This is a genomic window from Ruegeria sp. BG11 (assembly GCF_056538565.1).
This window is the reverse complement of sequence record NZ_JBQFTH010000001.1, coordinates 764,132-790,210: the sequence shown is the minus strand read 5'-3', so window position 1 is coordinate 790,210 and position 26,079 is coordinate 764,132. Positions and strand designations below refer to the sequence as shown.

General features: G+C 59.7%; 27 protein-coding genes. 8 read left to right on the top strand and 19 right to left on the bottom strand.

The genetic code is table 11. From position 1 onward, the window contains the following. The 5 genes from ACR0JF_RS03975 to ACR0JF_RS03955 form a co-directional block, all read right to left on the bottom strand. Complete coding sequence (locus ACR0JF_RS03975) at positions 1–639, bottom strand: glutathione S-transferase family protein (RefSeq protein ID WP_170552697.1); 639 nt, start codon at positions 637–639, stop codon at positions 1–3. Between the two features lie 60 nt (positions 640–699). Beyond that, positions 700–912, bottom strand: coding sequence for a hypothetical protein (locus ACR0JF_RS03970; protein ID WP_170374251.1), 213 nt, complete (start codon positions 910–912; stop codon positions 700–702). A gap of 55 nt (positions 913–967) precedes the next feature. After that, positions 968–2,749, bottom strand: a complete 1,782-nt coding sequence (locus ACR0JF_RS03965) for an acyl-CoA dehydrogenase C-terminal domain-containing protein (RefSeq protein WP_170660280.1) — start codon at positions 2,747–2,749, stop codon at positions 968–970. 42 nt (positions 2,750–2,791) lie between these two features. Beyond that, a complete protein-coding gene (locus ACR0JF_RS03960; protein WP_170374246.1) occupies positions 2,792–3,193 on the bottom strand; it encodes a MerR family transcriptional regulator in 402 nt (133 codons plus the stop codon). A gap of 256 nt (positions 3,194–3,449) precedes the next feature. Further along, positions 3,450–3,818: a MerR family transcriptional regulator gene (locus ACR0JF_RS03955; RefSeq protein ID WP_170374244.1), complete on the bottom strand. Its 369-nt coding sequence runs from the start codon at positions 3,816–3,818 to the stop codon at positions 3,450–3,452. Positions 3,819–3,929: 111 nt separating this feature from the next. Between ACR0JF_RS03955 and ACR0JF_RS03950 the strand changes: the two genes are divergently transcribed. Genes ACR0JF_RS03950 through ACR0JF_RS03940 form a run of 3 tightly spaced genes read left to right on the top strand, consistent with a single transcriptional unit; the run spans position 3,930 to position 6,188 of the window. Further along, the gene (locus ACR0JF_RS03950) at positions 3,930–4,349 is read left to right on the top strand and encodes a PaaI family thioesterase (RefSeq protein ID WP_170465671.1); all 420 of its coding nucleotides are present in this window, start codon (positions 3,930–3,932) and stop codon (positions 4,347–4,349) included. 1 nt (position 4,350) lies between these two features. After that, entirely contained in the window at positions 4,351–4,869 is a 519-nt protein-coding gene (locus ACR0JF_RS03945) for a PaaI family thioesterase (protein WP_170374239.1), read from the top strand. A gap of 2 nt (positions 4,870–4,871) precedes the next feature. Further along, positions 4,872–6,188 carry an MATE family efflux transporter gene (locus ACR0JF_RS03940; RefSeq protein ID WP_170660279.1) on the top strand — a complete coding sequence of 439 codons (1,317 nt, stop codon included), beginning with the start codon at positions 4,872–4,874 and terminating at the stop codon, positions 6,186–6,188. Here ACR0JF_RS03940 and arsC read toward each other — a convergent pair. From arsC to ACR0JF_RS03920, 4 genes are read right to left on the bottom strand one after another with little or no spacing between them, the layout of a single operon-like run. Continuing rightward, a complete protein-coding gene (gene arsC, locus ACR0JF_RS03935; RefSeq protein WP_170660310.1) occupies positions 6,185–6,526 on the bottom strand; it encodes an arsenate reductase (glutaredoxin) in 342 nt (113 codons plus the stop codon). The genes ACR0JF_RS03940 and arsC overlap by 4 nt on opposite strands. Continuing rightward, positions 6,523–7,581, bottom strand: a complete 1,059-nt coding sequence (locus ACR0JF_RS03930) for a quinone-dependent dihydroorotate dehydrogenase (RefSeq protein WP_170660278.1) — start codon at positions 7,579–7,581, stop codon at positions 6,523–6,525. Before ACR0JF_RS03930 ends, arsC begins: the two co-directional genes overlap by 4 nt. After that, complete coding sequence (locus tag ACR0JF_RS03925; protein ID WP_170660277.1) at positions 7,578–8,009, bottom strand: DUF1330 domain-containing protein; 432 nt, start codon at positions 8,007–8,009, stop codon at positions 7,578–7,580. The genes ACR0JF_RS03930 and ACR0JF_RS03925 overlap by 4 nt, the downstream gene beginning before the upstream one ends. Next, positions 8,006–8,344: a DUF952 domain-containing protein gene (locus ACR0JF_RS03920; protein ID WP_170660276.1), complete on the bottom strand. Its 339-nt coding sequence runs from the start codon at positions 8,342–8,344 to the stop codon at positions 8,006–8,008. Before ACR0JF_RS03920 ends, ACR0JF_RS03925 begins: the two co-directional genes overlap by 4 nt. 108 nt (positions 8,345–8,452) lie before the next feature. Here ACR0JF_RS03920 and ACR0JF_RS03915 point away from each other — a divergent pair, with 108 nt between their 5' ends. The 3 genes from ACR0JF_RS03915 to mnmH all read left to right on the top strand — a co-directional run bounded on the left by ACR0JF_RS03915 (position 8,453) and on the right by mnmH (position 11,890). Next, entirely contained in the window at positions 8,453–10,036 is a 1,584-nt protein-coding gene (locus ACR0JF_RS03915; protein ID WP_170660275.1) for a bifunctional metallophosphatase/5'-nucleotidase, read from the top strand. Positions 10,037–10,124: 88 nt separating this feature from the next. Next, positions 10,125–10,790, top strand: a complete 666-nt coding sequence (locus tag ACR0JF_RS03910) for an SOS response-associated peptidase (protein WP_170660309.1) — start codon at positions 10,125–10,127, stop codon at positions 10,788–10,790. Positions 10,791–10,837: 47 nt separating this feature from the next. Continuing rightward, complete coding sequence (gene mnmH, locus ACR0JF_RS03905; protein ID WP_170660274.1) at positions 10,838–11,890, top strand: tRNA 2-selenouridine(34) synthase MnmH; 1,053 nt, start codon at positions 10,838–10,840, stop codon at positions 11,888–11,890. Here the strand turns inward: mnmH and selD are convergent. Genes selD through ACR0JF_RS03870 form a run of 7 tightly spaced genes read right to left on the bottom strand, consistent with a single transcriptional unit; the run spans position 11,881 to position 19,964 of the window. Beyond that, on the bottom strand, positions 11,881–14,040 hold the full coding sequence (gene selD / locus ACR0JF_RS03900) for a selenide, water dikinase SelD (RefSeq protein WP_170660273.1): 2,160 nt from the start codon (positions 14,038–14,040) through the stop codon (positions 11,881–11,883). The genes mnmH and selD overlap by 10 nt on opposite strands. 5 nt (positions 14,041–14,045) lie before the next feature. Next, on the bottom strand, positions 14,046–14,432 hold the full coding sequence (locus tag ACR0JF_RS03895; RefSeq protein WP_170374220.1) for a Na+/H+ antiporter subunit G: 387 nt from the start codon (positions 14,430–14,432) through the stop codon (positions 14,046–14,048). 7 nt (positions 14,433–14,439) lie between these two features. After that, the gene (locus ACR0JF_RS03890; protein ID WP_152457439.1) at positions 14,440–14,709 is read right to left on the bottom strand and encodes a K+/H+ antiporter subunit F; all 270 of its coding nucleotides are present in this window, start codon (positions 14,707–14,709) and stop codon (positions 14,440–14,442) included. Further along, positions 14,706–15,203: a Na+/H+ antiporter subunit E gene (locus ACR0JF_RS03885; protein WP_170467657.1), complete on the bottom strand. Its 498-nt coding sequence runs from the start codon at positions 15,201–15,203 to the stop codon at positions 14,706–14,708. The genes ACR0JF_RS03890 and ACR0JF_RS03885 overlap by 4 nt, the downstream gene beginning before the upstream one ends. Beyond that, complete coding sequence (locus tag ACR0JF_RS03880; protein ID WP_170660272.1) at positions 15,203–16,738, bottom strand: monovalent cation/H+ antiporter subunit D; 1,536 nt, start codon at positions 16,736–16,738, stop codon at positions 15,203–15,205. Before ACR0JF_RS03880 ends, ACR0JF_RS03885 begins: the two co-directional genes overlap by 1 nt. Then, positions 16,735–17,094, bottom strand: coding sequence for a Na+/H+ antiporter subunit C (locus tag ACR0JF_RS03875; RefSeq protein ID WP_170374216.1), 360 nt, complete (start codon positions 17,092–17,094; stop codon positions 16,735–16,737). The genes ACR0JF_RS03880 and ACR0JF_RS03875 overlap by 4 nt, the downstream gene beginning before the upstream one ends. Beyond that, complete coding sequence (locus ACR0JF_RS03870; protein ID WP_170660271.1) at positions 17,094–19,964, bottom strand: monovalent cation/H+ antiporter subunit A; 2,871 nt, start codon at positions 19,962–19,964, stop codon at positions 17,094–17,096. Before ACR0JF_RS03870 ends, ACR0JF_RS03875 begins: the two co-directional genes overlap by 1 nt. 218 nt (positions 19,965–20,182) lie before the next feature. Here ACR0JF_RS03870 and ACR0JF_RS03865 point away from each other — a divergent pair, with 218 nt between their 5' ends. After that, the gene (locus tag ACR0JF_RS03865) at positions 20,183–20,653 is read left to right on the top strand and encodes a rhodanese-like domain-containing protein (RefSeq protein ID WP_170660270.1); all 471 of its coding nucleotides are present in this window, start codon (positions 20,183–20,185) and stop codon (positions 20,651–20,653) included. Continuing rightward, entirely contained in the window at positions 20,653–21,477 is an 825-nt protein-coding gene (locus ACR0JF_RS03860) for an alpha/beta fold hydrolase (protein WP_170660269.1), read from the top strand. Before ACR0JF_RS03865 ends, ACR0JF_RS03860 begins: the two co-directional genes overlap by 1 nt. Here ACR0JF_RS03860 and mdoH read toward each other — a convergent pair whose 3' ends face one another. The 3 genes from mdoH to ACR0JF_RS03845 are packed head-to-tail and all read right to left on the bottom strand — an operon-like array spanning position 21,478 to position 26,059. Further along, positions 21,478–23,346, bottom strand: a complete 1,869-nt coding sequence (mdoH, locus tag ACR0JF_RS03855) for a glucans biosynthesis glucosyltransferase MdoH (protein WP_170660268.1) — start codon at positions 23,344–23,346, stop codon at positions 21,478–21,480. It abuts the gene before it with no gap. Further along, entirely contained in the window at positions 23,343–24,842 is a 1,500-nt protein-coding gene (locus ACR0JF_RS03850; RefSeq protein WP_170660267.1) for a glucan biosynthesis protein G, read from the bottom strand. Before ACR0JF_RS03850 ends, mdoH begins: the two co-directional genes overlap by 4 nt. Continuing rightward, positions 24,839–26,059, bottom strand: coding sequence for an OpgC domain-containing protein (locus ACR0JF_RS03845; RefSeq protein ID WP_170660266.1), 1,221 nt, complete (start codon positions 26,057–26,059; stop codon positions 24,839–24,841). Before ACR0JF_RS03845 ends, ACR0JF_RS03850 begins: the two co-directional genes overlap by 4 nt. Between the last annotated feature and the right edge of the window lie 20 nt (positions 26,060–26,079).

The window sequence follows — 26,079 nt, the reverse complement described above, 5'->3', positions numbered from 1 at the left end:
TTAAGCTCGATCCGACGGGTTGCCGGGCATCAGGTCATAGGGGTGTTTCCAGCCGGGCTGCTCGGACAGGCGAGTCAGCCAGGCGTCGATGTTGGGCCAGTCGGCACGGTCAAAGCCGAATGGTTCGGGATAGTAGAGGTATCCGCAGCAGCTGAGATCAGCGTTGGTCACGCCATCACCAACAATCCAGTCGCGGCCCTCAAGGTGGTTGTTCAGAACATCGTAGGCCGCTTTCAGACGGCCTTGGTTGAAGGCAATCACATCGGCATTGCGGTGTTCTTCTGGCAGGAAGTTCATCAGAAACCGCGTCATGCCGGCCATCGAGCTGAGTTTGTGGTTGTCCCACAGCACCCACCGAAGGATCTCGTAATTCTCTTCCCGCGTCTTGCCGCCGAACTTGCCAGATTTCTCGGTGACGTAAGCTTGAATCGCGCCAGATTGGGAGGTTTTGAAATCGCCGTCGATCAGGAAGGGCGCTTCGCCCATTACGTTGACATCCGAGCGGAATTCGGGGCTGCGGGTGACGCCTTTGAAGAAATCGACAAAGACCGGCTCCCACTCAAGGCCGGACATTTCCAGCGCCAGAGCGGCCTTGTAAGAATTTCCGCTTTCACCGAAGCAGTGCAGTTTTATGGTCATGCGGTCGCCCCTCCCGTGGCGTTTTGTGCATCGTCCGCCCAAGGTTTTCAGCCTTGGGCCCTAGCGCTTGCGTGCCTCCAACTCGGAATTGAAGAGGCGCAACCGATGGGTCAGGTTGTCTTCGTCAATGACGCTGTTGAAGTTCTCAAACAGAAAAGACAGCGCTTCGCCTTCATCCAACCCGGCCTCGCGGGCGAAGCCGCGGAGTTTGCGATAGCCGTCCTCGGTCATGGCGACTGGGAAACGGCGGGTCAGGCGAAAGCGTTTGGGCATTCTGTCTCCTCCGAATAGTAGGGCCCGGGCGGTGTCGCCCGAGCCCAGACTTTGATCAGAAGTTCGCCGCGTCCAGAACCATCACAGTGTCTGCGCCAGTCTGAATGCGGGAAAGATGCATCGCAGTCGCGGGCAGGCGGCGTGCCATGTAGAACCGGCCGGTGTTGATCTTGGTCTCGTAGAACTCTTTGTCCGAGGCCCCACCGTCCAGCGCGTCTTGCGCGGCCTTCGCCATCTGCGCCCACATCAGGCCCAGGCAGACATGACCGAACATATGCATAAAGTCGTAAGAACCAGACAGAGCATTGTTCGGGTTCTTCATCCCTTCCTGCATGAAGTACATGCCAGCGGCCTGCAGATCCTTGGACGCTGCTTTCAGCGGTTCGATGAAGGCTTTGTCATAGGCTTCGTTCTGGCCTGCGTTTTCCTTGCAGAAGGTTTTGACCATTTCGAAGAACGCCATGACGTGCTTGCCGCCGTCCTGCGCCAGCTTACGGCCGACAAGGTCCAGCGCCTGAACGCCGTTTGCGCCTTCGTAGATCATGGCGATACGGGCATCGCGGGTGTATTGCGACATACCCCATTCTTCAATGTAGCCATGGCCGCCATAGACCTGCTGAGCCTGAACGGTCATGTCGTAACCTTCGTCCGTCAGGAAGCCCTTGATCACCGGTGTCAGCAGCGAGATCAGCCCATCGGCGTCCTTGTCACCCGAGCGGTGCGCCTTGTCGATCATAGTTGCGCCCCACAGGATGAACGCACGCGCGCCCTCGGTGAAGCTTTTCTGATCCATCAGGTTGCGGCGGATGTCGGGGTGAACGATCAGCGGATCGGCGGGGCCGTCCGGGTTCTTCACACCTGTAACGTCGCGGCCCTGCAAGCGGTCTTTGGCGTATTCAACAGCGTTCTGATACGCAGCTTCGGCCTGCGACAGGCCTTGCATGCCCACACCCAGACGCGCTTCGTTCATCATGGTGAACATGGCGCGCATGCCTTTGTGTTCGTCGCCCAGCAGCCAACCGGTGGCCTCGTCATAGTTCATGACGCAGGTCGAGTTGCCGTGGATGCCCATCTTTTCTTCGATCTTGCCGACCGAAACGCCGTTGCGCTCACCTACAGACCCGTCTTCGTTCACGATGAACTTGGGTACGATGAACAGCGAAACGCCCTTGATGCCCTCAGGGCCGCCGGGGATTTTAGCCAAAACCAAATGGATGATGTTGTCGGCCATGTCGTGATCACCGGCCGAGATAAAGATCTTCTGGCCCGAGATTTTATAGCTGCCGTCGCCCTGAGGTTCCGCTTTGGTGCGCATCAGTCCCAGATCGGTACCGCAATGCGGCTCGGTCAGGTTCATGGTGCCAGTCCATTCGCAACTGATCATGTTCGGCAGATATTTGTTCTTCTGCTCGTCCGAGCCGTGTGCCAAGATCGCCGAGGCTGCACCGTGGGTCAGGCCCTGATACATCGTAAACGCCTGGTTCGCGCCCGAGAACATCTCTCCCACGGCAGTCCCAATCACATAGGGCATGTTCTGGCCGCCATACTCTTCCGGCATGTCGAGGCCAGTCCAGCCGCCTTCTTTCATCTGCTCGAAGGCATCCTTGAAGCCTGTGGGTGTGTAAACGATACCGTTTTCCAAACGGCACCCTTCAGTGTCGCCGACAACATTCAGCGGGTGAAGAACATTGCTGGCGACCTTGCCTGCTTCTTCCAGAACGGCACCGGTGAATTCGGTCTCAAGTTCGTTGTAACCCGGAATGTCAGAGTCCGAGATTTTCAGGACATCATGCAGGATGAACTGCATATCTTTGGTTGGCGCGTTGTAGACGGGCATGTGAAGCTCCCTTAATTCATATGTCCGGAGGGCAGGGCGAAGTTATTCGGCCGCCTTCTTTTCCTGTTTCATCGAGGCGATGACTTTCTCGCCCCAGCGCAACTGCTCTTTCAGATCGTCGATGGCCTGCGTCAGCTCTTCTCGGCGCGATTCCATATCGGCCAGACGTTCGCACGCGATTTCATAGGTGCGCGACATCTGGGTCACCTGCTGGTCGCCCACGTGATAAAGGTCCAGAAGCTGGCGAATCTCCTCGAGGCTGAAACCAAACCGCTTGCCGCGCAGAATCAGCTTTAGCCGCGCGCGGTCGCGTTTGGTGAACAGACGCTTCTGACCCTCGCGGATCGGAAACAGAAGTTCCTTCGCCTCGTAGAACCGCAAGGTGCGGGGCGTGACATCATAGGTCTCGCACATTTCACGGATGGTCATCAGATCTTCGGTCATTCGTCATACTCTCGTCACTGGCGTCGTCCGAATAGAGTTGCGCAGTTGCTGGACGCTTTACAACATGTAGGTGACGTTTACGTAATCCAGACGCTGCGTCATTTCTAAGTTGACGTAACTTCCAGTCGCGTAATGACGGGTTTTGCGAAATTTTCTTTCCCTAGGGGCAAGGGAAATTCGCCCTCAGACTGGTCCTAGGACGCGATTCCAAGGTGTATTGCTTGTTCTCACCAGAACCCTGAAGGGCCGGGGTGTTCTACTTGATGGACTTAGCCGTTTGGTCCCGAAGCTGTTTGAGGGCATCCATCGCCTCGTCAAGCTGCGCGCGCTGCTGGCGCAGCTCTTCCATCTGACGATCGGCCATTTCCACAAAAGTTGCCATCTGCGCTTCGTTGCCTTGATCTTCGTAGATCAACAGCCATTGGCGAATCTCTTCCAAAGGAAACCCGAATTTCCGGCCGCGCATGATCAGGGTCATGCGGGCGCATTCTCTGGGGCCATAGTACCGGGATCGCCCTTCACGATCGGGCTGCAAAAGCTCGATATATTCGTAGTAGCGCAGAGTGCGCGGAGTCACGTCGAACTCGGCACACATCTCTTTGAATGACAAACGGTTGTCGGACATTCGGGGTCTCCTCGGCAGCAACCTAGGACGTCATGCGAACAAGCGCAACAGGTGGGCTTGCCCTTTGATCGGATGGCGGCTCATAAAGGGGCAAGACAACAGGATATCATCATGGTCGACAAAGCAAAGCTAGCACGCCAGTTTATCGAAGCCATTCCGCATGCGCGCGCGATGGGCCTTCATCTTAGCCAGATCGGGGAAGGTGAAGCCGAGATAACAATGCCTTACAACGAGGATTTGATCGGAGATCCGCGCACGGGCGTGATCCACGGCGGTGCGATTTCGACCATCCTGGATACCTGCTGCGGGGCCGCAGTCATGAGCCACCCGTCTTCTCCGGGCGGAACAGCGACGATTGATTTACGCATCGACTATATGCGCGCGGCCACGCCAGGGCAGAGCATCACCGCACGGGCCAATTGCTATCACATCACCCGAAACGTCGCCTTCGTGCGGGCAACTGCGATGGATGACGATCTTGACCTGCCAGTGGCAACTGCCTCGGGGTCGTTCACGGTTGAGGGGAAGTAATATGGCCCGTTCCCGTCCCGAACCCATGCAAGTGGTCAAACAACGGCGCGACGCCGCCTTGCGCGCATTGGTCGATGGCGTGCCCTATATCCGGTTCCTCAATATCAGTTTCGACCGGCGCGGGGATGAACTGACCGGCGTGCTGAACTTTGACGAGAAACTGATCGGGAACCCGTTTCTTCCAGCCCTTCATGGTGGCGTTACCGCGGCGTTTCTTGAGGTCACTGCAGTGATCACGCTGAGCTGGGAGCATATGTTCTCGGACATCGAAAGCGGCGAAATTGATGCCGAGGCCATTGTCACGGATGAATCGATCCGCTTTCCCAAAACTATCGACTTTACGGTCGACTATTTGCGTTCGGGTCTGCCGCGCGATGCCTATGCGCGCGCCTTTGTGAACCGGGCCGGACGGCGTTACGCCTCGGTTCGAGTTGAGGCCTGGCAAGACAACCATGCCAAGCTGTTTGCACAGGCGACGGGGCATTTCCTGATGCCGCAACAGCCCCGCGACAAGGGCTGAGAATGCAGGATGCCTCGGCACCCATAACTCACAAAAGGGTGCTGAAGATCGCGGTTCCCATTGTGTTGTCGAACGCGACTGTGCCGATCCTTGGTGCCGTGGATACAGGCGTTGTAGGGCAGATGGGGGCGGCTGCTCCGATCGGCGCGGTGGGCATGGGCGCGGTGATCCTGTCCGCGATCTACTGGATATTCGGCTTTCTTCGCATGGGTACCACGGGCCTCGCCGCGCAGGCGCGCGGGGCCGGAGAGACCGCCGAGATGCGCGCCTTGCTCATTCGCGGGTTGATGCTCGGGGGGGCGGCAGGCCTCGTGTTTATCCTTGCCAAGGTCGCGATCTTCAGTGGCGCGTTCTGGCTATCCCCGGCCAGCCCAGAAGTGGAAACACTTGCGCGCTCGTACCTTGAGATTCGGATCTGGGGAGCACCCGCGACCATTGCCCTATACGCGATCACAGGCTGGCTGATCGCTGTTGAGCGGACACGGGGAGTGTTCCTGCTGCAGATATGGATGAATGGTCTCAACATCGTGCTGGACCTGTGGTTCGTTCTTGGGCTGGGCTGGGGCGTAGAGGGTGTTGCGATTGCGACCCTGATCGCGGAGTGGACCGGATTGGCACTGGGTCTATGGCTGTGCCGGGACGGGTTTGCCGGGCAAATCTGGCGCGACTGGCCGCGTATTTTCGATGCCACGCGGCTGCGCCGGATGGTGCAGGTGAACGGAGACATCATGATCCGCTCGGTTCTGCTGACTGGCTCGTTCACAACCTTCCTTTTCGTCGGGTCAGATTTGGGAGACGTCAATCTGGCGGCCAATCAAGTGCTGCTTCAGTTCCTTGAAATCACCGCTTTTGCGCTGGACGGATTCGCCTTTTCCGCCGAGGCGCTGGTCGGAGGCGCGGTTGGCGCAAGGGACCGATACCAAGTACGGCGCGCCTCGGTCATGGCGTCTCAGTGGGGTGTCGGTGGCGCGGTGCTTCTCAGCGCTGTTTTCTTCTTTGCGGGTCCGGCGCTGATTGATCTGATGTCCACCTCTCCCGAAGTGCGCGAGGCGGGCCGCACTTTCCTGTTCTGGGCGGCTTTGGCTCCGATCATCGGGGTCGCAAGCTGGATGTTCGACGGTATCTACATCGGAGCCACATGGACCCGCGACATGCGCAATGCGATGTTGCAATCAGTGGCGATCTATGTGGTCGCTTTGTTCATTCTGGTGCCCGCGTTCGGCAACCATGGCCTGTGGGCCGCGCTGATGGTTCTGAACCTTGCGCGCGGCGTGACGATGGGTTGGCGTTATCTGAAGCTTGAAGCTCAGGTGGCCTAGAGCAGGGTGAGCAGATTTTCGGGCGGGCGGCCAATTGCTGCTTTACCGCCCGAGATGGCCAGAGGACGTTCGATCAGGATCGGGTTGTCCGCCATGGCTTGGATCAGCTCCGCATCCGGCGCGTCCTTTGACAGGCCCAGCTCCTTGAACCGTTTCTCGCCCGTGCGCATCATCTTGATGGCTGGCAGGTCCAGCAGAGATTGCGCAGCGCGCAATTCGTCGACCGAGGGAGCGTTCTCAAGGTATTTCCGAACCTCGATCTCTGCACCGCGCTCCTCCAGCAAAGCCAATCCCATGCGGGATTTTGAACAACGCGGGTTGTGCCAATATTCGATCACAGCCAATCCTCTCGCTTGCTGCCCACGGCCTGAGCCACGGTGTCAAACCCATCGTGGGCCAAAAGGTCATCCAGACCCTGCGCAATATCGGCGGCCAAAGACAGGCCGCCATAGACCATCGCAGTGTAAAACTGCACTGCCGACGCGCCTGCGCAGATCTTGGCGTAGGCCTGCTCCGCCGAGCTGACGCCGCCCACACCGATCAGAGGGATTTTCCCATCGGTCAGCTGGCTCAAGCGGGCCAGAACGCGGGTGGATTTCTCAAATAGGGGCGCACCGGACAGGCCGCCTTTTTCGTCTTTGTGCGCGCTAAGCAGCCCGTCGCGCGACAGGGTTGTGTTGGTGGCGATGACCGCGTCCACACCCGTCTCAGCAGCTACTTCGGCGATGTCCTGCAATTCATCCTCGGTCAGGTCAGGTGCGATTTTCAGGAAAATGGGCAGAGGGCGCGGCAGAGCGTCCCGCGTTTCGATCACACCACTCAACAAAGCGCCAAGGGCCGCCTTGCCCTGAAGATCGCGCAGTTTTTCGGTGTTTGGGGAGGAGACATTGACCGTCGCGAAATCCAGATGCGCGGCGCAATGGGCCAGCACTTTGGCAAAGTCGCCGGGCCTGTCATCGCTATCCTTGTTGGCACCGAGGTTCAGGCCGATCACCGCATCCTTAGGACGGCTGGCCAACCGTTCGGCCATCACTTCCATACCTTCATTGTTGAAGCCAAAGCGGTTGATGGCGGCTTTGTCCTCGGTCAGGCGGAACAGGCGGGGTTTCGGGTTGCCGGGTTGCGGGCGCGGGGTCACCGCTCCGACCTCGATGAACCCAAACCCTGCGCGGGAAAGAGGGGCCAGAACCTCTCCGTTCTTGTCGAACCCGGCGGCGAGGCCTACGGGGTTAGGCAGGCGCAGCCCTGCGAGTTCGGTCTGTAGACGCGATGACGTCACCGGTCCGGGTGTTGGGGCCAGGCCGGCCTGCAAGGCCTTGATCGACAGGCCATGGGCCGCTTCAGGGTCCATACAGTGAAGGGCGGCGAGGCCCAGTTTTTCGGTCAGTTTCATCCGAAAGACGCGCCTCCTTGCGCGGTGCCACAGCGGATCAGGCGGGAGGTTGCGACGGCGGCCTGACGGTGAACCACCGCAGACCGGTAAACCGGGTCTGTTACCATTTCAAGAAACGCATGGGCTGTAGGATATCGGGCGATGAACACTTCATCCCAAACCTCGTCCTGCGGTCCGATCAATGTGGTTTGAAACGCCCCACGCCACAGGATCGACGCGCCGATCCTGGCGATGATCGGGGCGGTTTCAGCGCCATAATGGCGATAAGCTTCAGCGCCCGTCAGATCTTTATTTGCCAAAGCATGGCCAACCGGGTAGTCGGCCTTGGCGCGAAACCTGACAAGGTTCAGCATCTCGATAGGTTGATCCCGATCCAATGCCTTGAAGGCTTCGAACTGTTCACGATCGGGATCAATATAGGCGGTCATACCATCTCGCTCGGGAATTGGTGAGTTTGGCCATCGAAGGGCAGGGGGCGGGACCAAACCACATCGCTGAGCCGGATTTGGCGGTAGAGATGTGGAAACAAGGCCCCACCGCGCGACACTTCCCATTTCAACTCGTCGCCCATGGCGTCAGCGTTGCAGCCAAGCAATGTCAGACCTTCGACGCCAGCAAAATGTTTGGCTGCGGTTTCCGCCGCCTGTTCGGCTGTCGAAAAGTGGACGAACCCGTCAGCGATATCAATTGGCGCGCCATCAGTTGCGCCATTTGCCTGCAACGCGGTCCATTCCTCGGCCCGGAATATCTTGTAGATCAGCATGAGGGTCTGATGCCCCGCATAGCCCGTGGAATCAAGCCGGATTTCCCCCTTTGACTCTTCCGCCGCATCAGCGCACGATCCCGAAAAACAATGACAGGGAGTTTCAACATGGTAAGCCGCCTTTTGACGTCGGTCGCGATCCTCGGCCTGAGTGCAGGCATCGCTGCTGCCGACTACAAGCTGACCATTCTGCACACCAACGACATTCACAGCCGGATCGAGTCGATCAACAAATACGATTCCACCTGCGATGCCGAGGATGAAGCCGAGGGGAAGTGCTTTGGCGGTGTGGCGCGCCTGAAAACAGCCGTTGACGCCAAGCGCGCTGAACTGGCGGATGAGAATGTGCTGCTGCTGGACGCGGGCGATCCTTTTCAGGGCTCGTTGTTCTATACGACCTACAAAGGTGCCGCCGAGGCCGAGTTCATGGAAGAGATCGGTTATGACGTGATGGCCGTCGGCAACCACGAATTCGATGACGGGCCGGAAGGTCTGGCGGCCTTTATCGATGCGGTCAGCTTTCCCGTGATCTCGGGCAATCTGGACCTGTCGTCTTCGGCTGAGCTGAAGGACAAGGTGCAAAACTACGTGGTGCTTGAGGTGGGTGGCCAGAAGATCGGCATCATCTCGGCCCTGGCCACGGATACGGTGGACACGTCCAGCCCGGGTAAGGACGTCGTTTTTCAGGATGAGGTCGAAAGCCTGAAGGCGGATGTGGCCGCTTTGGAAGCCGAAGGTGTGGACATCATCATCGCGCTGAATCACGTGGGTCTGGCTCAGGATATCAAGATCGCCGAACAGGTGCCCGGCCTTGATCTGGTGGTCGGTGGGCATTCGCACACCTTGCTGTCCAACACGGATGAGGATGCGGCAGGCGCTTACCCGGTGATGGTGGGCGACGTTCCGGTGGTTCAGGCCTATGCCTATTCGAAATATCTCGGCGAAATCACACTGACCTTTGATGATGACGGCAATCTGATTTCGGCAGAAGGTGAGCCGATTCTGTTGGATGCCTCCGTCATCCCGGACGAGGGCATCGCGGCACGCGTCGCAGAAATGGGCGCCCCGATTGAAGAGATGAAAGGCCGCGTTGTCGCCAGCTCAGCTGCTACGATTGAAGGCTCGCGTGATGTTTGCCGTGTGCAGGAATGCGAGATGGGCAACCTCGTCGCAGATGCCATGCTGGCCCGCGTTGCGGATCAGGGCGCTCAGATCGCGATTGCGAATGCGGGCGGTCTGCGTGCCTCGATCGACGAAGGCGAGGTCACCATGGGCGAAGTCCTGACGGTCCTGCCGTTCCAGAACACCCTGTCGACCTTTGAGATCAATGGTCAGGGCGTGATCGACGCGCTGGAAAATGGCGTGAGCCAGGTCGAAGAGGTCAAGGGCCGCTTCCCGCAGGTCGCAGGCCTGACCTTTACATGGGACCCCTCAGCCGCCCCGAACGAAGGGCGCATCACCGAGGTGATGGTTGCCGATGGTGACGGTTTCGTTCCGATTGATCCCTCGGCCACATATCTGGTTGTGACCAATAACTACGTGCGCAACGGTGGTGACGGCTACAGCGTCTTCGAAGGTGACGACAAGAATGCCTATGACTTCGGCCCAGACCTGGCGGATGTGACGGCGGAGTACCTCGCAGAAAACGCGCCGTATCAGCCTTATCTGGATGGCCGCATCAAACAGAAGTAAGACCTGAAAAGCCGTGCCCGTTTAGGTGCGGCTTTCTCTTTTGACTGAAATCGCATCCCGCAACGATCCGGGATTGGACAACGGACTGATGTGCGGACGGTTTGCAATCACTTTGCCCAATGACGCGATGGCGCAGCTGTTTGCCGCGCGCCCTGCCAATGCCTTGCCCAAGGTGCCCAACTATAACGTCTGCCCGACCAATCAGGTGCATGTCGTTCGCGCAGGCGATTCTGGTCGTCGCTTGGATGCAGTGCGTTGGGGTTTTCTACCCCATTGGTACAAGGCCGAAAATGCAGGCCCCTTGTTGATCAACGCACGGGCCGAGACGCTGGCCGAAAAACCCGCTTTTCGCGACGCCTGCCGATCGCGGCGCTGCCTGATCGTGGCGACGGGGTTCTATGAATGGACCAAGTCCCAGCAAGGGACGCGCCTGCCGTGGTATATCCACCGCAAGGACGGTGCGCCCATCGCCTTTGCAGGCGTTTGGCAGGATTGGGGGCCGGATGAGGCGCGGCAATCCACCTGTGCCATCGTGACGACTCAGGCGAACCAGAGCCTCTCGGCCATTCACCACCGGATGCCTTTGATCTTAGAGCCCGACGATTGGCCCCTTTGGTTGGGAGAGGCGGGCAAAGGTGCCGCGCGGTTGATGCAACCGGGTGCCGAAGACGTGCTGGAGTTTCATCGTGTCGATCCCGCCGTTAACTCCAATCGGGCGTCTGGCCCGGACCTGATCGAAGTCATCGAGGACTAGCTGCGAATGCGTTCCCTTCACTTGCGACTAAGAGACGGGCGCTTGGTATGGCACTGAAATTCACAGAATTACCGCAGCTGTACGCGCATGGGTTTGATACGGTCATCGACGTCCGCAGCCCGGCAGAATTTGCTGAAGACCACCTGCCGGGGGCGATCAATCTGCCGGTTCTGGACAATGAAGAACGCGCGCGGGTCGGTACCATCTACAAACAGCAAAGCCCCTTTCTGGCGCGAAAGCTCGGGGCGGCGCTGGTGTTTCGCAATGCAGCGAACCATATCGAACACCGCCTCAGCCATCATGAGGGGAACTGGCGGCCCTTGGTCTATTGCTGGCGCGGCGGGCAACGCTCGGGCTCGTTTACATGGACGTTGCAGCAGATTGGCTGGCAGGCGGATGTCGTCGATGGAGGTTATCGGACCTATCGCCGGCTAGTGAAGGCCTACCTGTACGACCAGCCGCTGCCCTTCCAACTGATCGCGCTGGATGGCTACACTGGCACCGCCAAGACCGAGTTGTTGCACCATCTGGATCGCCGCGGCGTGCAAGTGGTTGATCTGGAGGGGCTTGCCAATCATCGCGGCTCACTGCTGGGGGAAAGGCCAGGTGGGCAGCCCAGTCAGAAGGCTTTTGAGTCCGCCCTGTCAGCCGCATTTTGCGCCCTGGACCCATCTCGCCCTGTGGTGGTTGAGGCGGAGTCGTCGAAAATAGGCGATCGCATCCTGCCACCCAGCGTCTGGACCGCGATGTGCGCCGCGCCGCGTATTCATATAGACGCGCCTTTGTCTGCCCGGTCGGCTTACTTGACTCAGGCGTATGACGACATCTTGTCGGATACCGAGCGCCTTCGGGATCGCTTGTCTCCACTGCGATCTCATCGCGGGCATGAGGTCGTGGACGGGTGGTTGAACCTCATGTCGTCGGGCGACAAAGAGGCTCTGACCCGTGCGCTGATGGAGCAGCACTATGATCCAGCCTACGCCAAATCCCAACGTCAACACCCGGCCAAGATTTTGGCGCGGATCGAGATTGCGCAGTTGGATGACAATGGTCTGAGGGATGCGGCGGATCGCATCAAAAACACGCTGGATCAGCTTTGAAGCTTCAACCCCGGAGTATCGGTCAAATGCCCAATCCGCGCAGCCGGGTAACCCGCCGCTCGCAGATCCTCCAGCAGTTTGTCGGCGATCTCGGGTGCTACCGCAGCCAGCAGCCCGCCCGCTGTTTGCGGGTCGAACAACAGTGCGGCTTTGCCGTCCATGGGCAGCTCGGGTGCGATGGAGCGGTTATCTGCAAAAAGCGTCGATTGGATGCCGGCGTCGCTCAGCTCGATGGCTCCGGGCATCACGGGGACGGCCTCAAGATCAAGCACAGCGCCGCAAATTGATGCCTCGCACAGCCCGTTCAAGTGCCCGGCCAAGCCGAACCCTGTAACGTCGGTCATCGCGTGGGCCTCAGCCAGAATGCGGGACGCCGCGCCTTGCGGTTGGGTCATGATCTTATAGGCTTGCGCGACGGTTGCGCCCTCGGCCCGTCCGGCCATTTCGGCAGCCATCACAACGCCGCTGCCGATGGGTTTGGTCAAGATCAGCGCATCGCCGGGCCTGCCGCCCGCCAGAGTGATTGGGTCTTTCGTGCATAGTCCGGTCACCGTGAAGCCAATCGTCATCTCATCGCCCATTGAGCTGTGGCCGCCGACGATCTCGGCTCCGGCGTCTCGCATGACGTCGCTGGCGGTTTGCATGATCTCGAAAAGCGTCCGTTCCTGCAGGTCAGAGGATATGCGCGGCAGGATGAGAGTGGCCGTTGCGGCCTGCGGCGCGGCCCCCATCGCCCAAATGTCCCCCAACGCATGAACCGCAGCGATGCGGGTCATCAGGACGGGGTCATCGGTGACACTGCGCAGGTGGTCCGTGGTGATGACCTGCCGCGCCTTCCCGGTTGTCAGCAGCGCGGCGTCGTCTCCGGGCAGCGCCGTCACGTCTTGACGCAATGGCTCAGGCAGCGCAGCCAGAGCGCCGCTTAGCGCGCCACGACTGAGTTTCGCCCCACAGCCGCCGCACATGGGCTTGTCACCAAGGGTTTCGGCCATACCGGCGGCGTGGGGACGCGGGAGGTCGGGGGTTGCCATTGCCGGGAGATCGCGGAACTTGTTCATGAAGCTCTGGTCAATATGGTCCTTCCATCGCCACATCAGGGCACCGCTGAACGACGTGCCCATACGCTCGGCCAATGCAGACTTGTCGCCCAATGAGATCAGCTTCAGGTAGTCCTTTTGCGGCACATAGCGCTGCATGGTCCCAGCCCCCAGCGCCGCGCGCAGGTTGTTGAACAATACTGGCGCCTCGCGCACCGCGTAGACGCCTGCTTTGGGGCGCGGATTCTCGGTCAGGTGGGCGCAGTCTCCGGCGGCGAAGATGGCGGGGTCGCTGGATTGCAGGTGGCCGTTCACGCGGATGAAACCTTCGTACAGGTCCAGCCCGGTGTGCTGGATCCAGCTATAGGGTCTCGCCCCCGCAGCGCCGGTCGCAAACTCGGCAGGGATCTGGCGACCATCGTCCAGCGCGACGTGATCTGCGGCAATCTCTTTGATCGAGACGCTCTCAAGCACGTCGATGCCAAGACCAACCATCGCCTTGCGGATCGTCGCCGCGGCCTTGGGGCTGGTTGCTGTCATGGCCGAGGCATTGTCGATCAGCGTGATCCGCGCGGGTCTGCCTTTGGTTTTCAGCGCATGGGCCATGGCCATTGCCAGCTCGACCCCAGCGACGCCTCCGCCTATCACGGCCACCGAGGCAGGGCCGGTGCGGTCCAGATATGCAGACCAACGCGCGGCAAAGGCGCCCAAGGGTTTGGCCGGAACGGCATGGTCTGCAAAACCTGGCAGGGCGGGCATGTCCGAGGTGATCCCGACATTGAACGAGGCGACGTCATAAGCCACCGGAGGGCGCCCCGGCATGTGCACATGGCGCTGGTCGGTTTCGATCTCATCAACCGCGCCCAGAATGACCCGCGCGCCCGCGAAACGGGCCAGTCGGACCAGATCAATGTCCAGATCAGAGCGGGAGTAATGACCGGCGACAAAACCGGGCAGCATCCCTGAATAGGGCGCAGTGGGGCCGGGGTTGATCACCGTTACGCGCGCGCCGGGCAGAGGATTCATCCCCCATTTTCGCAGCAACAGAGCGTGGGTGTGACCTCCGCCAATCAAAACCAGATCACGGGTCAGGGGCAGCGGAGGGTTATGCATCAGGCTCAGTTCGTGCTGTGATCAGGGACGTCTTCAACCTGCTCGACCGCGTGAGTGGCCCAAAGCTCATCCTCACCTGCATCCGGCAGATCCTGCGGCTTTTCATGACGATGAATGTGCCATTTGGCAATGAACAGGGCCGTGATCGGGGCCGTCAGGAACAAAAACAGCGTGATCAGCAGCTCATGCATCGATAGCTTGCCCTCAAGCAACACGGAATGTGCAATCGAGGCCAGCAGCACGCCGCCTACACCCAGCGTTGTCGCTTTGGTCGGCGCGTGCAGGCGCGACATCGGGTCTTTCAGTTTGATCATCCCAAACGATCCAACGAAGCCGAAGATACCCGACATGATCAGGAAGGCGGCAATCAGCAATTCGACGAGAAATGTCATGTCGCCCTCACTCGATAATGTTGCCGCGCAGCATGAAGCGCGCATAGGCCACTGTTGAAACAAAACCCAGCATGGCGATGATCATGGCAGCCTCGAAGAAGATCTCGGTGCCTTGATCCAGCCCGTACAGGATCATCAGCGCGATGGTGTTGATCACCATCGTGTCCAGCGCCAGAACGCGGGTGCCGACACCATCGGCGGTGATGATCCGCCACAGGCACATCATGATTGCGGCTCCGAAGCAGGCGAAGGCGAAGTAGATCGCATAATCAATCATTCGAAAATCTCCTTCAGGCGGCGTTCGTAGCGCTGTTTGATCTGATCGCGCACGGCCTCGGGGTCAGGTGCATCGAGGCAATGGACCAGAAGGTTGTGCCCTTGCGCCGACAGATCACAGCTGACCGTTCCGGGCGTCATGGTGATTGTCCCGGCCAGTACGGTGATTGCCTCGGGTGTGCGCAGTTCAAGCGGGACGCAGATCCAGTTTGGTTGGCGAGCGTCGTCGCGTTTGAACAGGATGATCCGGGCGACGGTGATATTTGCGATAACGATGTCCCAGAGCACCACCAGGATGTATTCCGCTACCATGGGCCAGTTGCGCAGTTTGGGGCGATCTGGCCAATAGGGTTGGGTGATGAAGGGAATGATGATCCCTAGAATCAAACCAAAAACGAGCGAGTTTAACGACCCGTTATTGGCAAGCAGAACCCAGACCAGTGTCAGCAGAAAGCTCAGGTGAGGGTGCGGGAATATACGGTGTAGCAGCTTGATCATTCTGCCTCTCCCAATACGGCCGAGATGTAGTCTTCGGGTGTGAACAGTTGCTCGGCGGTTTTGCTGGTGTATTCTAGCGCGGGGCCTGCAAACAAGGTCAGCAGGATCAGACCGCTGACCAAACCGAAGACCGATGTAAACGCCAGACCCGGGTGCGGTTCAGGGGTGGGTTGAGGCTCGGCGTCTTCCCCCTCGGGCTGAGGGTTATGGTCCGCGTCGTGGCTTTTCCAGAAGATCAACGTGCCGGTCCGCGCGAGACCAACGATTGTGACAAAGGATCCGATCAGGATGACCGCCCAGACAGAGGTTGCGTCGGGTGCATCCCGGGCCGCGTCCAGAACCAGCAGCTTGCCGATAAAGCCGGACAGCGGAGGCATCCCGGCCATGGCAATCGCTCCGACGAAAAACAGCGCTGAGATCAATCCGGTCTGCGCCATTGGTCTCGTGGGCGCGATCGCACCACCGCGGCGTTCCATCACCAGATCGGCGACAAGGAACAACAGGGCCGTCGCAAGCGTCGAATGGAACACGTAGTAGAGCGCGGCTGCACTGGCATCCGGCGTGAACAGTGAAATGGCAATCAGCAGCGTCCCCATCGAGGCGATGGCACAAAAGGCGACCATCCGCGCGATATGTTGCGAGCCGAGGATGCCGATAGCTCCGACGGCAAGGGTGACCAGCGCAGCAGGTTGCAGCCAATTGCCGACCAGACCTTGCGTTGCCTCGACCTCCGGGCCGAAGGCCAGAGTGTACATCCGGATGATCGAATACGCCCCAACCTTGGTCATAATCGCGAACAAGGCCGCCACGGGTAGGGGAGCGTTGGCGTAGCTGGCCGGTAGCCAGAAATGCAACGGCAGAACGGCGGCCTTGATACAGAACACCAATAACAGCAACACAGCACCAACCCGCAGCAAAGCGGTATCCTCGGGCGGTATCTCGGCCACCCGGAGCGCAATGTCGGCCATGTTGAGCGTGCCAGTCACGCCATAGAGTGTGCCCAGGGCGAACAGGAACAGGGTCGACCCCAATAGATTATAGGCCACGTATTGCACGCCAGCCTTCAGCCTGACCGCACCGCCACCATGGGTCATCAGACCGTAGGAGGCGATCAGCAGGACTTCGAAGAACACAAACAGGTTGAAGGCGTCGCCGGTCAGGAAGGCCCCGCATACGCCCATAAGCTGGAAATGAAACAGTGCGTGAAAATGCTTGCCACGCTCGTCCCAACCCGAGCCGATGGCGTAGAGCACAATGGGCAGGGCCAGTAAGGCCGTCAGCAGAACCATCATGGCTGATAGCCGGTCCAGCACCATGACAATCCCGAAGGGGGCGGGCCAGTTGCCCAGTTCATAGACCTGAATGTCGCCTCCCGCCGCCTGCGCGGTGATGGTCAGGGCAATGCCCAGAAGGGCAACAACCCCCGCGACCGAGAAAATGCGCTGCAGGTCGAGGTGATAGCGCAGGACCATGATAATGAATGGGGCCAGGATCGCAGGAAGAACGATCGGCGCGACGATCCAATGGTTCATGCGTCTTCTCCCGGCGCGTCCACGCTGTCATGCGGGCTCATGTCGATATGGTCATCCTTCGAGGACAGATAGGCCGAGAGCGAGATCATCACGATCACCGCTGTCATTCCGAATGAGATCACGATGGCCGTCAGCACCAGCGCCTGCGGCAGCGGATCGGTATAGGGAACGTCTTCGTATTTGTTCAGAACGGCAGGTGAATTCAGCGCCAGACGTCCGGTTGCGAACAGGAACACATTCACCGCATAGGTGATCAGCGACAGGCCAAGAATGACCGGGAATGTTCGGCGACGCAGGATCAGGAAAATCCCGGCGGCGGTCAGAATACCTACGGCAGAGGCAACGAGCGCTTCCATCAGGCCTGCTCCTTCTCTTGTTCTTCTTCCGGCGGAGCGTCCCGCAGCGGGTTGATATCCATCGGGAACTCCTGTGCCATGCCCGGCTGCCATGCAAAGCGCGACAGGCTATCCAGCGCCAGCATCACCGCGCCCAGAACAGCGAGGAAAACTCCGGTGTCGAACAACATGGCGGTGGCCCATTCGAACTCTTCCAGCGGTGGCCAGTTGATGTAGCCGAAATCGCTGGTGAGGAAGGGGCGTTCATTGAACCAGGCGCCGAGACCGGTAGCGGCGGCGATCAGTACACCCCAGCCGATGGTGCCGTGATAGTAGAACCTTTGCCGTTCGATCGCCCAGGTGTAGCCGCTGGCCATGTACTGCATCAGATAGGCGATGGCGACGATCAGGCCGGCTATAAAGCCGCCTCCGGGCTGGTTGTGGCCACGGAAGAAGATGTAGGCACCCACCATCAGGGCAATTGGCATCATCACGCGGGTCACGACCACCATCATCAACGGATGGGAGTCGCCCGATTGCGGCCAATGCGGCTTGCGATTCAGCAGGTAGCCCCGGACGTTGCTGCTCAGGACCGCTTCGGTCAGGGCAAAGATTATCAGCGCCGCGATGCCCAGAACGATGATCTCGCCAAAGGTATCAAAGCCCCTGAAATCCACGAGGATGACGTTCACCACGTTGGTGCCGCCACCACCTTTGTACGAGTTGGCAAGGTGGAATTCGGAAATCGTCGGGAAGGCGAAATCACGCAGCATGATCGCATAGACCAGAGCACCTGTCCCAATCCCGGCCACGACCGAGATCGCGGCATCCCGCCAACGCCGCGCGGCGGTACTGTCCCATGGGGTCTCGGTCGGCAGGAAGTTCAGCGACAGCAGCAACAGGATCATCGTCACCACCTCGACTGAGATCTGAGTCAGTGCCAGATCCGGAGCCGAGAGGTAGTTGAACGCAACCGAAACGATCAGTCCGACAACACCAATCAGAACCAGCGACAACAGGCGGTTACGGTGGAACCACATGATGCCCAGCGTTGCGCCCACCAGACAGATCCAGCCAACGATCGGAATGATCTGCGCAGGCAGCGGCACGCGGGTTTCAACGCCGATCGTCCCGGTGGAATAGGCGTAGTAGCCAAGGCCGACGGTAAAGGCGACAAAGATGATCGCATACCGGCTGAGGACACCATTGTGCAGCTCATCTGTGATCCATTGGCTGAGCCGCGTAAACGCATTGATAATGGCCTCAAAGATCACTTTGGCCTCAGGCCGGGGCAGGGTGTTCCAAAGCTGCTGCGCGCGTTTGTGTTGCGACATCAGGAACAGACCGCCCAACGTCGCGACAACGGACATATACAGCGCAGGGGTAAAGCCGTGCCACAGTTTCAGCGAATAATAAGGCAGCTTTTCGCCACCGATCACGGCGCTGGATACGACGGCCACCAGCGGGCCGACGATGGCCGCTGAATAAAGGCCAATCAGCACGACCAGAACGACCATGAAGGCGGGTGCCAGCCAAAGCCCGACCGGAGGGTCATGCGGATGGGCCGGGTAATCCTCGCGCTTTGGTCCAAGGAATACATGGCTTACAAAACGGAAGGAATAGGCTGCCGAGAACAGTGCCGCCAGCAGGGCGAGACCCGGAACGAGATAGTGAGAGTTCAGCCATGTGGTGTGGACGGTTTCCTCCAGCATCATCTCTTTTGACAGGAACCCGTTAAGCGGAGGCAGCCCGGCCATGGACAAAGCTGCGATGGTGCCGATGGTGAAGGTGATCGGCATCAGATGACGCAAGCCGCCCAGCCGTTTGACATCGCGCGTTCCGGTTTCGTGATCCACGATCCCGGCGGTCATGAACAGCGCGGCTTTGAACGTCGCGTGGTTGATGATGTGGAACACGGCGGCCACGGCTGCAAACTTGGTGCCAAAGCCCAGCAGCATTGTGATCAAACCCAGATGCGACACCGTTGAGAACGCCAGCAGAGCCTTCAGATCGTCCTTGAACAGGGCGATCACGGCCCCCAACAACATGGTCGCCAGACCGGTTGTTGCGACGATATAGAACCACGCCTCCGTCCCCGCCAGAACCGGCCACATCCGCGCCATCAGGAACAACCCGGCCTTCACCATGGTGGCCGAGTGCAGATAGGCGGAAACCGGCGTCGGTGCAGCCATCGCGTGAGGGAGCCAGAAATGGAACGGGAACTGCGCCGATTTTGTGAAACAACCCAGCAGGATCAGGATCAGCGCGGGCAGATAGTAGGGCGAGGCCTGGATCAGCTCTTTGTTCTGCAAAATCACGCTGAGGTCATAGGACCCGACGATATTTCCCAAAATCAGCATCCCGGCAATCATTGCCAAGCCACCGCCTCCGGTGACAGCAAGTGCCATGCGCGCGCCTTGTCGACCTTCGGGAAGGTGTTTCCAATAGCCGATCAGCAAGAATGAACTGAGCGAAGTCAGCTCCCAGAAAATCAGCAAAAGCAGGATGTTATCAGACAGAACAATCCCGACCATCGCGCCCTGAAACAGCAGCAGATAGGTGTAGAACTGCCCCATCGGGTCTTCGCGCGACAGGTAGAACCGCGCATAAAGGATGATTAGCAGGCCGATGCCGAGGATCAGCAGAGCAAACAGAAAACCCAGCCCGTCCAGCATGAAATTCGCGTTCAGCCCCAGCCCCGGTATCCAGTCAAACCGCGCTGTCACGACATCCCCGCGCATCACGCTGGGGATATGGATCAGCAACCCCATCAAGGCAAGGAAAGTGGTCAACCCTGCGGCCGAGGCGGCTGCATTTCGTCCCGCCCGGATCAGGAGGGCTGGGAAAACAGCTCCGAGGAAGGGAAGGGCCGCGATGAGGAATAGGGACAAGTGCGATACTCCGGTCTGGGCGGTCAATATGACAGATTTTGTAGGATAATTTAATGATTGTCCAAAAATTGCAAGGTTTTGACAGATGTTAAAAGGTGTATATCGAACCTATCTTTCTGCGTGATAATGACGCGAACTTGATCCCGCTGCCGGAAATCCCCGGCGCGCGGTTGCAACCCTTGTGATAGAACCAAGCCATGAGTGCAGGAGAACGCCATATGGCAGACGGGAAAAGCCGAACGCGACGGTGGGTATTGATGGGCGGTGCAGGCGCAATTGCCGCAGGATTTGCCATTCGTGAATACCGCCTGATCCCGCAGGACTATGCGGGTGGCCAGCTAGAAGTGACGCAGGCGCATCAGAAGGCCGTCGCCGGAGATGTTTTGCTGGTGGACATCCGCACACCTCGGGAATGGAAGGCCACAGGCGTCGGGCAGGGTGCGCAGCCTCTGGATATGCGGCGCGAGGATTTCATTCCGGCCTTGGTGCAAATGGCTGGCGGTGACAAGTCCGCCCCTGTGGCGTTGATCTGCGCGCGCGGGGTCCGTTCGGCACGGTTGAGCAATCAACTGACCGCTGCCGGGTTTACCAATATCATTGACGTGCCTGAGGGTATGTTGGGCTCGGCCGCCGGGCCGGGCTGGGTACGGGCCGGTCTGCCGGTTGAGACCTTTGTTGAGGGGGCGTGATGAAACACAAATACTGGCTATCTTTCTGTCTGACTGCTGCGGCGCAACCCGCTCTGGCCGATTGTGGCCCGGATGAGGGCACCTGCGAGATCGCCTCGGGCGCGTATCACATCGAGCTGCCTGAAGCTGAAAACCCGCCTCTGGTCGTGTTTCTGCATGGCTACGGAGGCAGCGGCTCAGGAACGATGAACAATCGCAGTATGGTCGAGCCTCTGCTAGCGCGCGGCTATGCGGTTATGGCGCCGGAGGGGTTGGAGCGGCCGGACCGGGGCGGCATTCAAAGCTGGAACTTCTATCCAGGCTTTGGTGAGCGTGACGAAACGGCCTTTCTTAGCGAAGCGGTGGATGACGCTGCAGAACGGTTTGGCATTGACGGCGAACGCGTTGTTCTAGGAGGGTTTTCCGCCGGCGGTTTCATGGTGAACTACCTCGCCTGCGACGCGCCCGAGACCTTCTCGGCCTATGTCCCCGTCTCAGGTGGTTTCTGGCGTCCGCATCCTGAATCCTGCGCCGGGCCGATCCGCATGTTTCACACCCATGGCTGGATCGACAATGTCGTTCCGCTCGAAGGGCGTTTGCTGGGCGGTGGCCGTTTCCATCAAGGCGATATCTTTGCCGGTCTTGAGATCTGGCGCGAGGCAAATGGCTGTGTTGATACCAAGCCCAGCGGGTTCTCGACCACGGGCCAGTTCATGCGACGCAACTGGATGGGATGTGCCGAGGGCAGCGCGCTGGAATTCGCGCTGTTCCCCGGCGGTCATACGGTGCCCAACGGGTGGGCGGATTTGATGCTGGACTGGTACGAAGGATTGCCCGGCGGTTGATTATTCCGCCGGGGTCATGCTGCCCTTGCCCTCGATCAGGCGTTTCAATTCATTGCGATGACGACGGGCCGAGCGGGTGATGGCGGGCTCGGCAAAATCCTCGCGCATACCGACCATACGGCGGGCGGTTCCGGCGGACACACCGCTGAGCGCCGACAGCGGGATCGCCAGCGCAAGGCTTATCGCAATCGGGGCCAGCCAGACCGAGACCAGCCCGGCCAGAATACCAACGCTAAGTGCTATGCCACTGACGGTTTCCAGCGCGTGGCACAGGATCAGCGTACGCAACGAATAGCTACCCCCGTCACGCGCCTGAGGGGACCAGCCCTTTTGGATGCCCAATGCAGTGCGGAATACGGCGATCATTTGCTGCACCATCAGGATCGGCGCGTAGAGGATCGACAGGATGACCTCGAACAGGAACGAGGTGAAGAACCGCCGCCACCCGCCGAAATCGGAATAGCGCACTCCACTGAGGGGCAGGGCGGCAACACCCAGAACCTTGGGGGCCAGCAGCATCGCGTACATGACGAGAATGATCAGCACATGGCGTGTCTCAGACATCTCTGGCCATTGCGGGAACAGGGGGTTGTCGGGGCTGAAATAGTGTAGGACCGAGGCGTCCTCACCCTGACCAATCAACGCCCACATCAGCAACAGCGCAAACCACAAGGGCGACATCAGATAGCCGACCGCCCCGTGGAACATGTGAAACCGCGAGACGGACCGGAACCCGCGCGAGCCCAGCAGTTTCAGATGTTGCAGGTTCCCCTGACACCAGCGGCGGTCCCGCATGGCGTGGTCGATTAGGGTGGGTGGTGTTTCCTCGTAAGAGCCGCGAATGCGCGGCAGGAACCGCACGGCCCATCCGGCACGGCGCAGCAGACCAGCCTCGACAAAGTCGTGGCTCATGATCAGTTTTTCCTGACCGTTGAACGCGCGCAGCTTGGGCAGTCCGGCACAGGTGGCAAAGGCCTTGGTGCGGATTATGGCATTGTGGCCCCAATAGTTGCCCTCTTGCCCACACCAGCGGGCCAGACCTTCGGCAAAGGCGATACCGTAGACGCCATTGGCGAATTGCTGCATCCGGGCAAAGACCGACTGTGCACCAATGAGTTGCGGGTAGCTTTGAATCAAGCCCGCGCTGGGATCACGCGCCAAAGAATCCGTCAGCCGAGCAATCGCGCGGCCCGTCATCAAACTGTCGGCATCCAGCACCAGCATCGCGTCCCAATCTGCACCCCAGCGGCTGACCCAATCGGCGATATTGCCAACTTTGCGGTCGGTATTCTGTTCGCGACGGCGGTAGTAGAGCTTCAGGTCGGGGGCTAGCGTGGTGCGCAGTGCCTCAATACTGGCTTGCTCTTGCGCGGCGATGTCCGGATCGCGGGTGTCCGAGAGGATGAACATCGCGTATTCATGCTGCCCGCCTCGGGCGCGCAGTTCTTCCAGCATGGTGCGGGCATTGCCCAGCACGAACCACGGCACCTCGTTGTAGGTTGGCATCAGCAGGGCAACGCGCAGTGGTTGCGCGCGGTCTTGTCGGATCGGGCGCTCCTGCCGGGACAGCGAGATCATGCCGAGCAGCACGGTGCAGACCGTGAAGGAAATCCAGAAAAAGTTGAACGAAATCAGAGCCAGCAGGATGGCTTCGACAAGGTTTATGCCCTCGGACCCGAACCAGTCGCTCATGACCCATAGCAAACCTAGCGTGGCTGCCATTGCGGGCGAAAACGCCAGTGCGCGCCAGAATCCGGCCGATGGGTGGGCACCCGCAGGGACCTGTGCATCCCGGAACCCTGCTCGGAAGTCCTGCTCGGGCATTGCCAGCGGGGCCTCGGGTGGCATGATATGCAGGTCGCGGCTCATGCGGTCCAACGGTACAGCCAGACTTCGGAGGCGGGTTGCTTGCCGACCAGCAATTGCGCGCGAAGCTCCACATGGTCTCGTTCGCCCGGCTGGAACGAGAACGCCAGACGCACACCGCCGGTATCGGGGTTGCGCTGCAACACACCGTCCGAGGTTTCCGCATGAGGCGAATTCGCGAAAATGCTGAATGCCTCCAGATCGTCGAACAGAGGGCTGGGCTCAAAGTCGATCACGGCCAGACGGCCTTCGCCAAAGGTGTTCTCACCCATCGCCGTGTTGATGACCCGCGGCATCGGCGTGCGCTGTGGTTCCTCACCCCAGATCAGGCGGTAGCTCAGGTCTACCTGGCTGCCTGCGGCATAGGGCTCGGCGGGCCGCCAGTAGGCGACGATATTGTCATAGATCTCCTGATCGGCGGGGATCTCGACTAGCGTCACCGTGCCCTTGCCCCAATCGGAGCCGGGCTCGACCCACAGGCTGGGGCGTTTGTGATAGTTCGCCTCAAGATCTGCATAGTCCGAGAATTCGCGCTTGCGTTGCATCAGGCCAAAGCCCTGAGGGTTCATGTCCACGAAAGACGAGATTTGCAGACGGGTCGGATTCGCCAAGGGACGCCAGATCACCTCACCCGCGCCGTTGCGGATCAGCAGCCCGTCGCTGTCATGGACAGCGGGGCGGAAATCGTCGAACCGGCTGTGATTGGTCTGATCGAACAGGAACATCGAGGTGCCGGGTGCGATACCCACATGCGGCAGCTCTTCGCGGGGGAAGAGGGTGGCCTCGACATCCATGATGCAATCGGCACCGGCGGTGACGTTAAAGCGGTATGCACCGGTCACGCTGGGGCTGTCCATCAGGGCGTGGACAACCATGTTGCGGTGACCGGGTTCGGGACGTTCCAGCCAAAAGCGGATGAATTCGGGGAACTCCTCACCATCCGGATCGCCGGTTTTCAGGGCCAGACCGCGCGCGGACAGGCCATAGACCTCGTGCAGACCAATGGCGCGGAAATAGCTGGCACCCTGCCAGACGCAGAACTCATCAGTTTTGCCGGGGCGGTGCATTTCCGTGCGCAGCCGAAGGCCCGAGAACCCAAGCGTTTCGTCGATTGGAAGGGTCGGGACCTCTTCGGCCTTGTCGAACATCTCAAGGTCGAAAGCGACCGGCTTGGTCATCCCGTTCTCGACGGTCGAAACCTTGACCGTGCGCGGGAAATACAAGCCGGGGGTGAAGAAATCGACGTTGAAGGGGGTCTCGGTCTCGTACCACAGGGCGCGGTCCAGCCGGAAACGGATGGAGCGGTATTGCGTATAAGTCAGGTCCTGCCATTCCTGCGGCACCATCTCGCGCTCGGCAAAGGGGCGGCTGGCCAGTTCTCGGGCCAGTTCAACCACGTCGTTGCGGTCGAACGGAACCTCCGACCCCGAGGCAAAGGTGGCCGGCGCCAGAAACAGCGCGGAGGTCGAGGCCAGAAATGCGCGGCGAGTCAGATTCATTTCTTTGATTTCCATGGCTGAGATTTGAACCAGGCGGCCAGATAGGCCACCCCGATGATCATGGCAAAGCCAATCATGTTGGCGACAAAGACACTGGCAACATCCCGCTCGGTCCGATCCAACGCGACCCCGATCAGGCGGGCTGCGGCCATCGAGAAGACAAAGACCGCTAGGGATTGCTGCCCCACTTTGGTGATCAGTTTCAGAACCACCTGCCAGATGCGCGCGCCCAGAGAGTGCCCGGTGGCGATCAGGCGGTGACCATGCTCACCGGCGGCGACCCAGCCCAGATAGGCCAGCGACAGGAAATGGATGTAGCGGAACAGGCCGAACTCGGTCTTACCACGCAGTTCTTTGGTCAGAGGCCAAATCTCGCGGATTTGTTCGGCCAGACCGGGGGCCGCGGATTGAACCCACAGGAAAACCTTCCACGACCCGAAGGGCGCGGACAGAACCAGAAATGCAATGGCCGCCCAGATCAGTGCTTTTGATACCGGAGGCGCCGGAAGCCAGCCGCGCATAAAGGCGAACCCAGTGAAGAACAGCAGTTGCCAACCGAATGGGTTGAAGAACCATTGACGGTCCGACCACGGCTCAGCCGGAAGGGCCAGCACTCCGGTCTGGGCGACAAGCCAGATCGCGACCGACACAGCCGCCATCAGCCAAAAGCTGACACGGTAAAGGGCCATGTAGAGCGGCATCATCGCCAGAACGACCAAATACATCGGCAGGATGTCGAAGTAGTTGGGCACATAGGTCAGAGTGAAAATCCCGACCATTTGCGGCAGCGGGTCATTGAAGAAATGCTGCAGGTTCAGTGACGAGACATAGCTTTTTTCAAACAGGCCGGAATTGTCCAGCGCGGCCATGCTCATGGCGACAAAGAAGAACAGGCAGATATGCGCCCAGTAGACCTGCCATATGCGGAACGCCACGCGGGCCGTCCCCATCCGCCAGCCTTTGCGCAGGAACGCGCCGCCGAATGCAATGGCCGAGGCCATGCCCGAACAGAACACGAAGATCTCGGTCGCATCCGAGAACCCGAAACGGGCCGGGATCCATTTGGCCCAAGGATCGTTCGGGATATGGGCGATCAGGATAATGAACATCGCAATGCCGCGATAGAAATCCAGTCGCGGGTCGCGCACACGGGCAGTGGGCGCTGCGGCCGAGGCCGCAACAGTCGCAAAATCAGAAGCGGGCGAAACAGTCGCCATACGTTTTCTGTCCTTCTTGG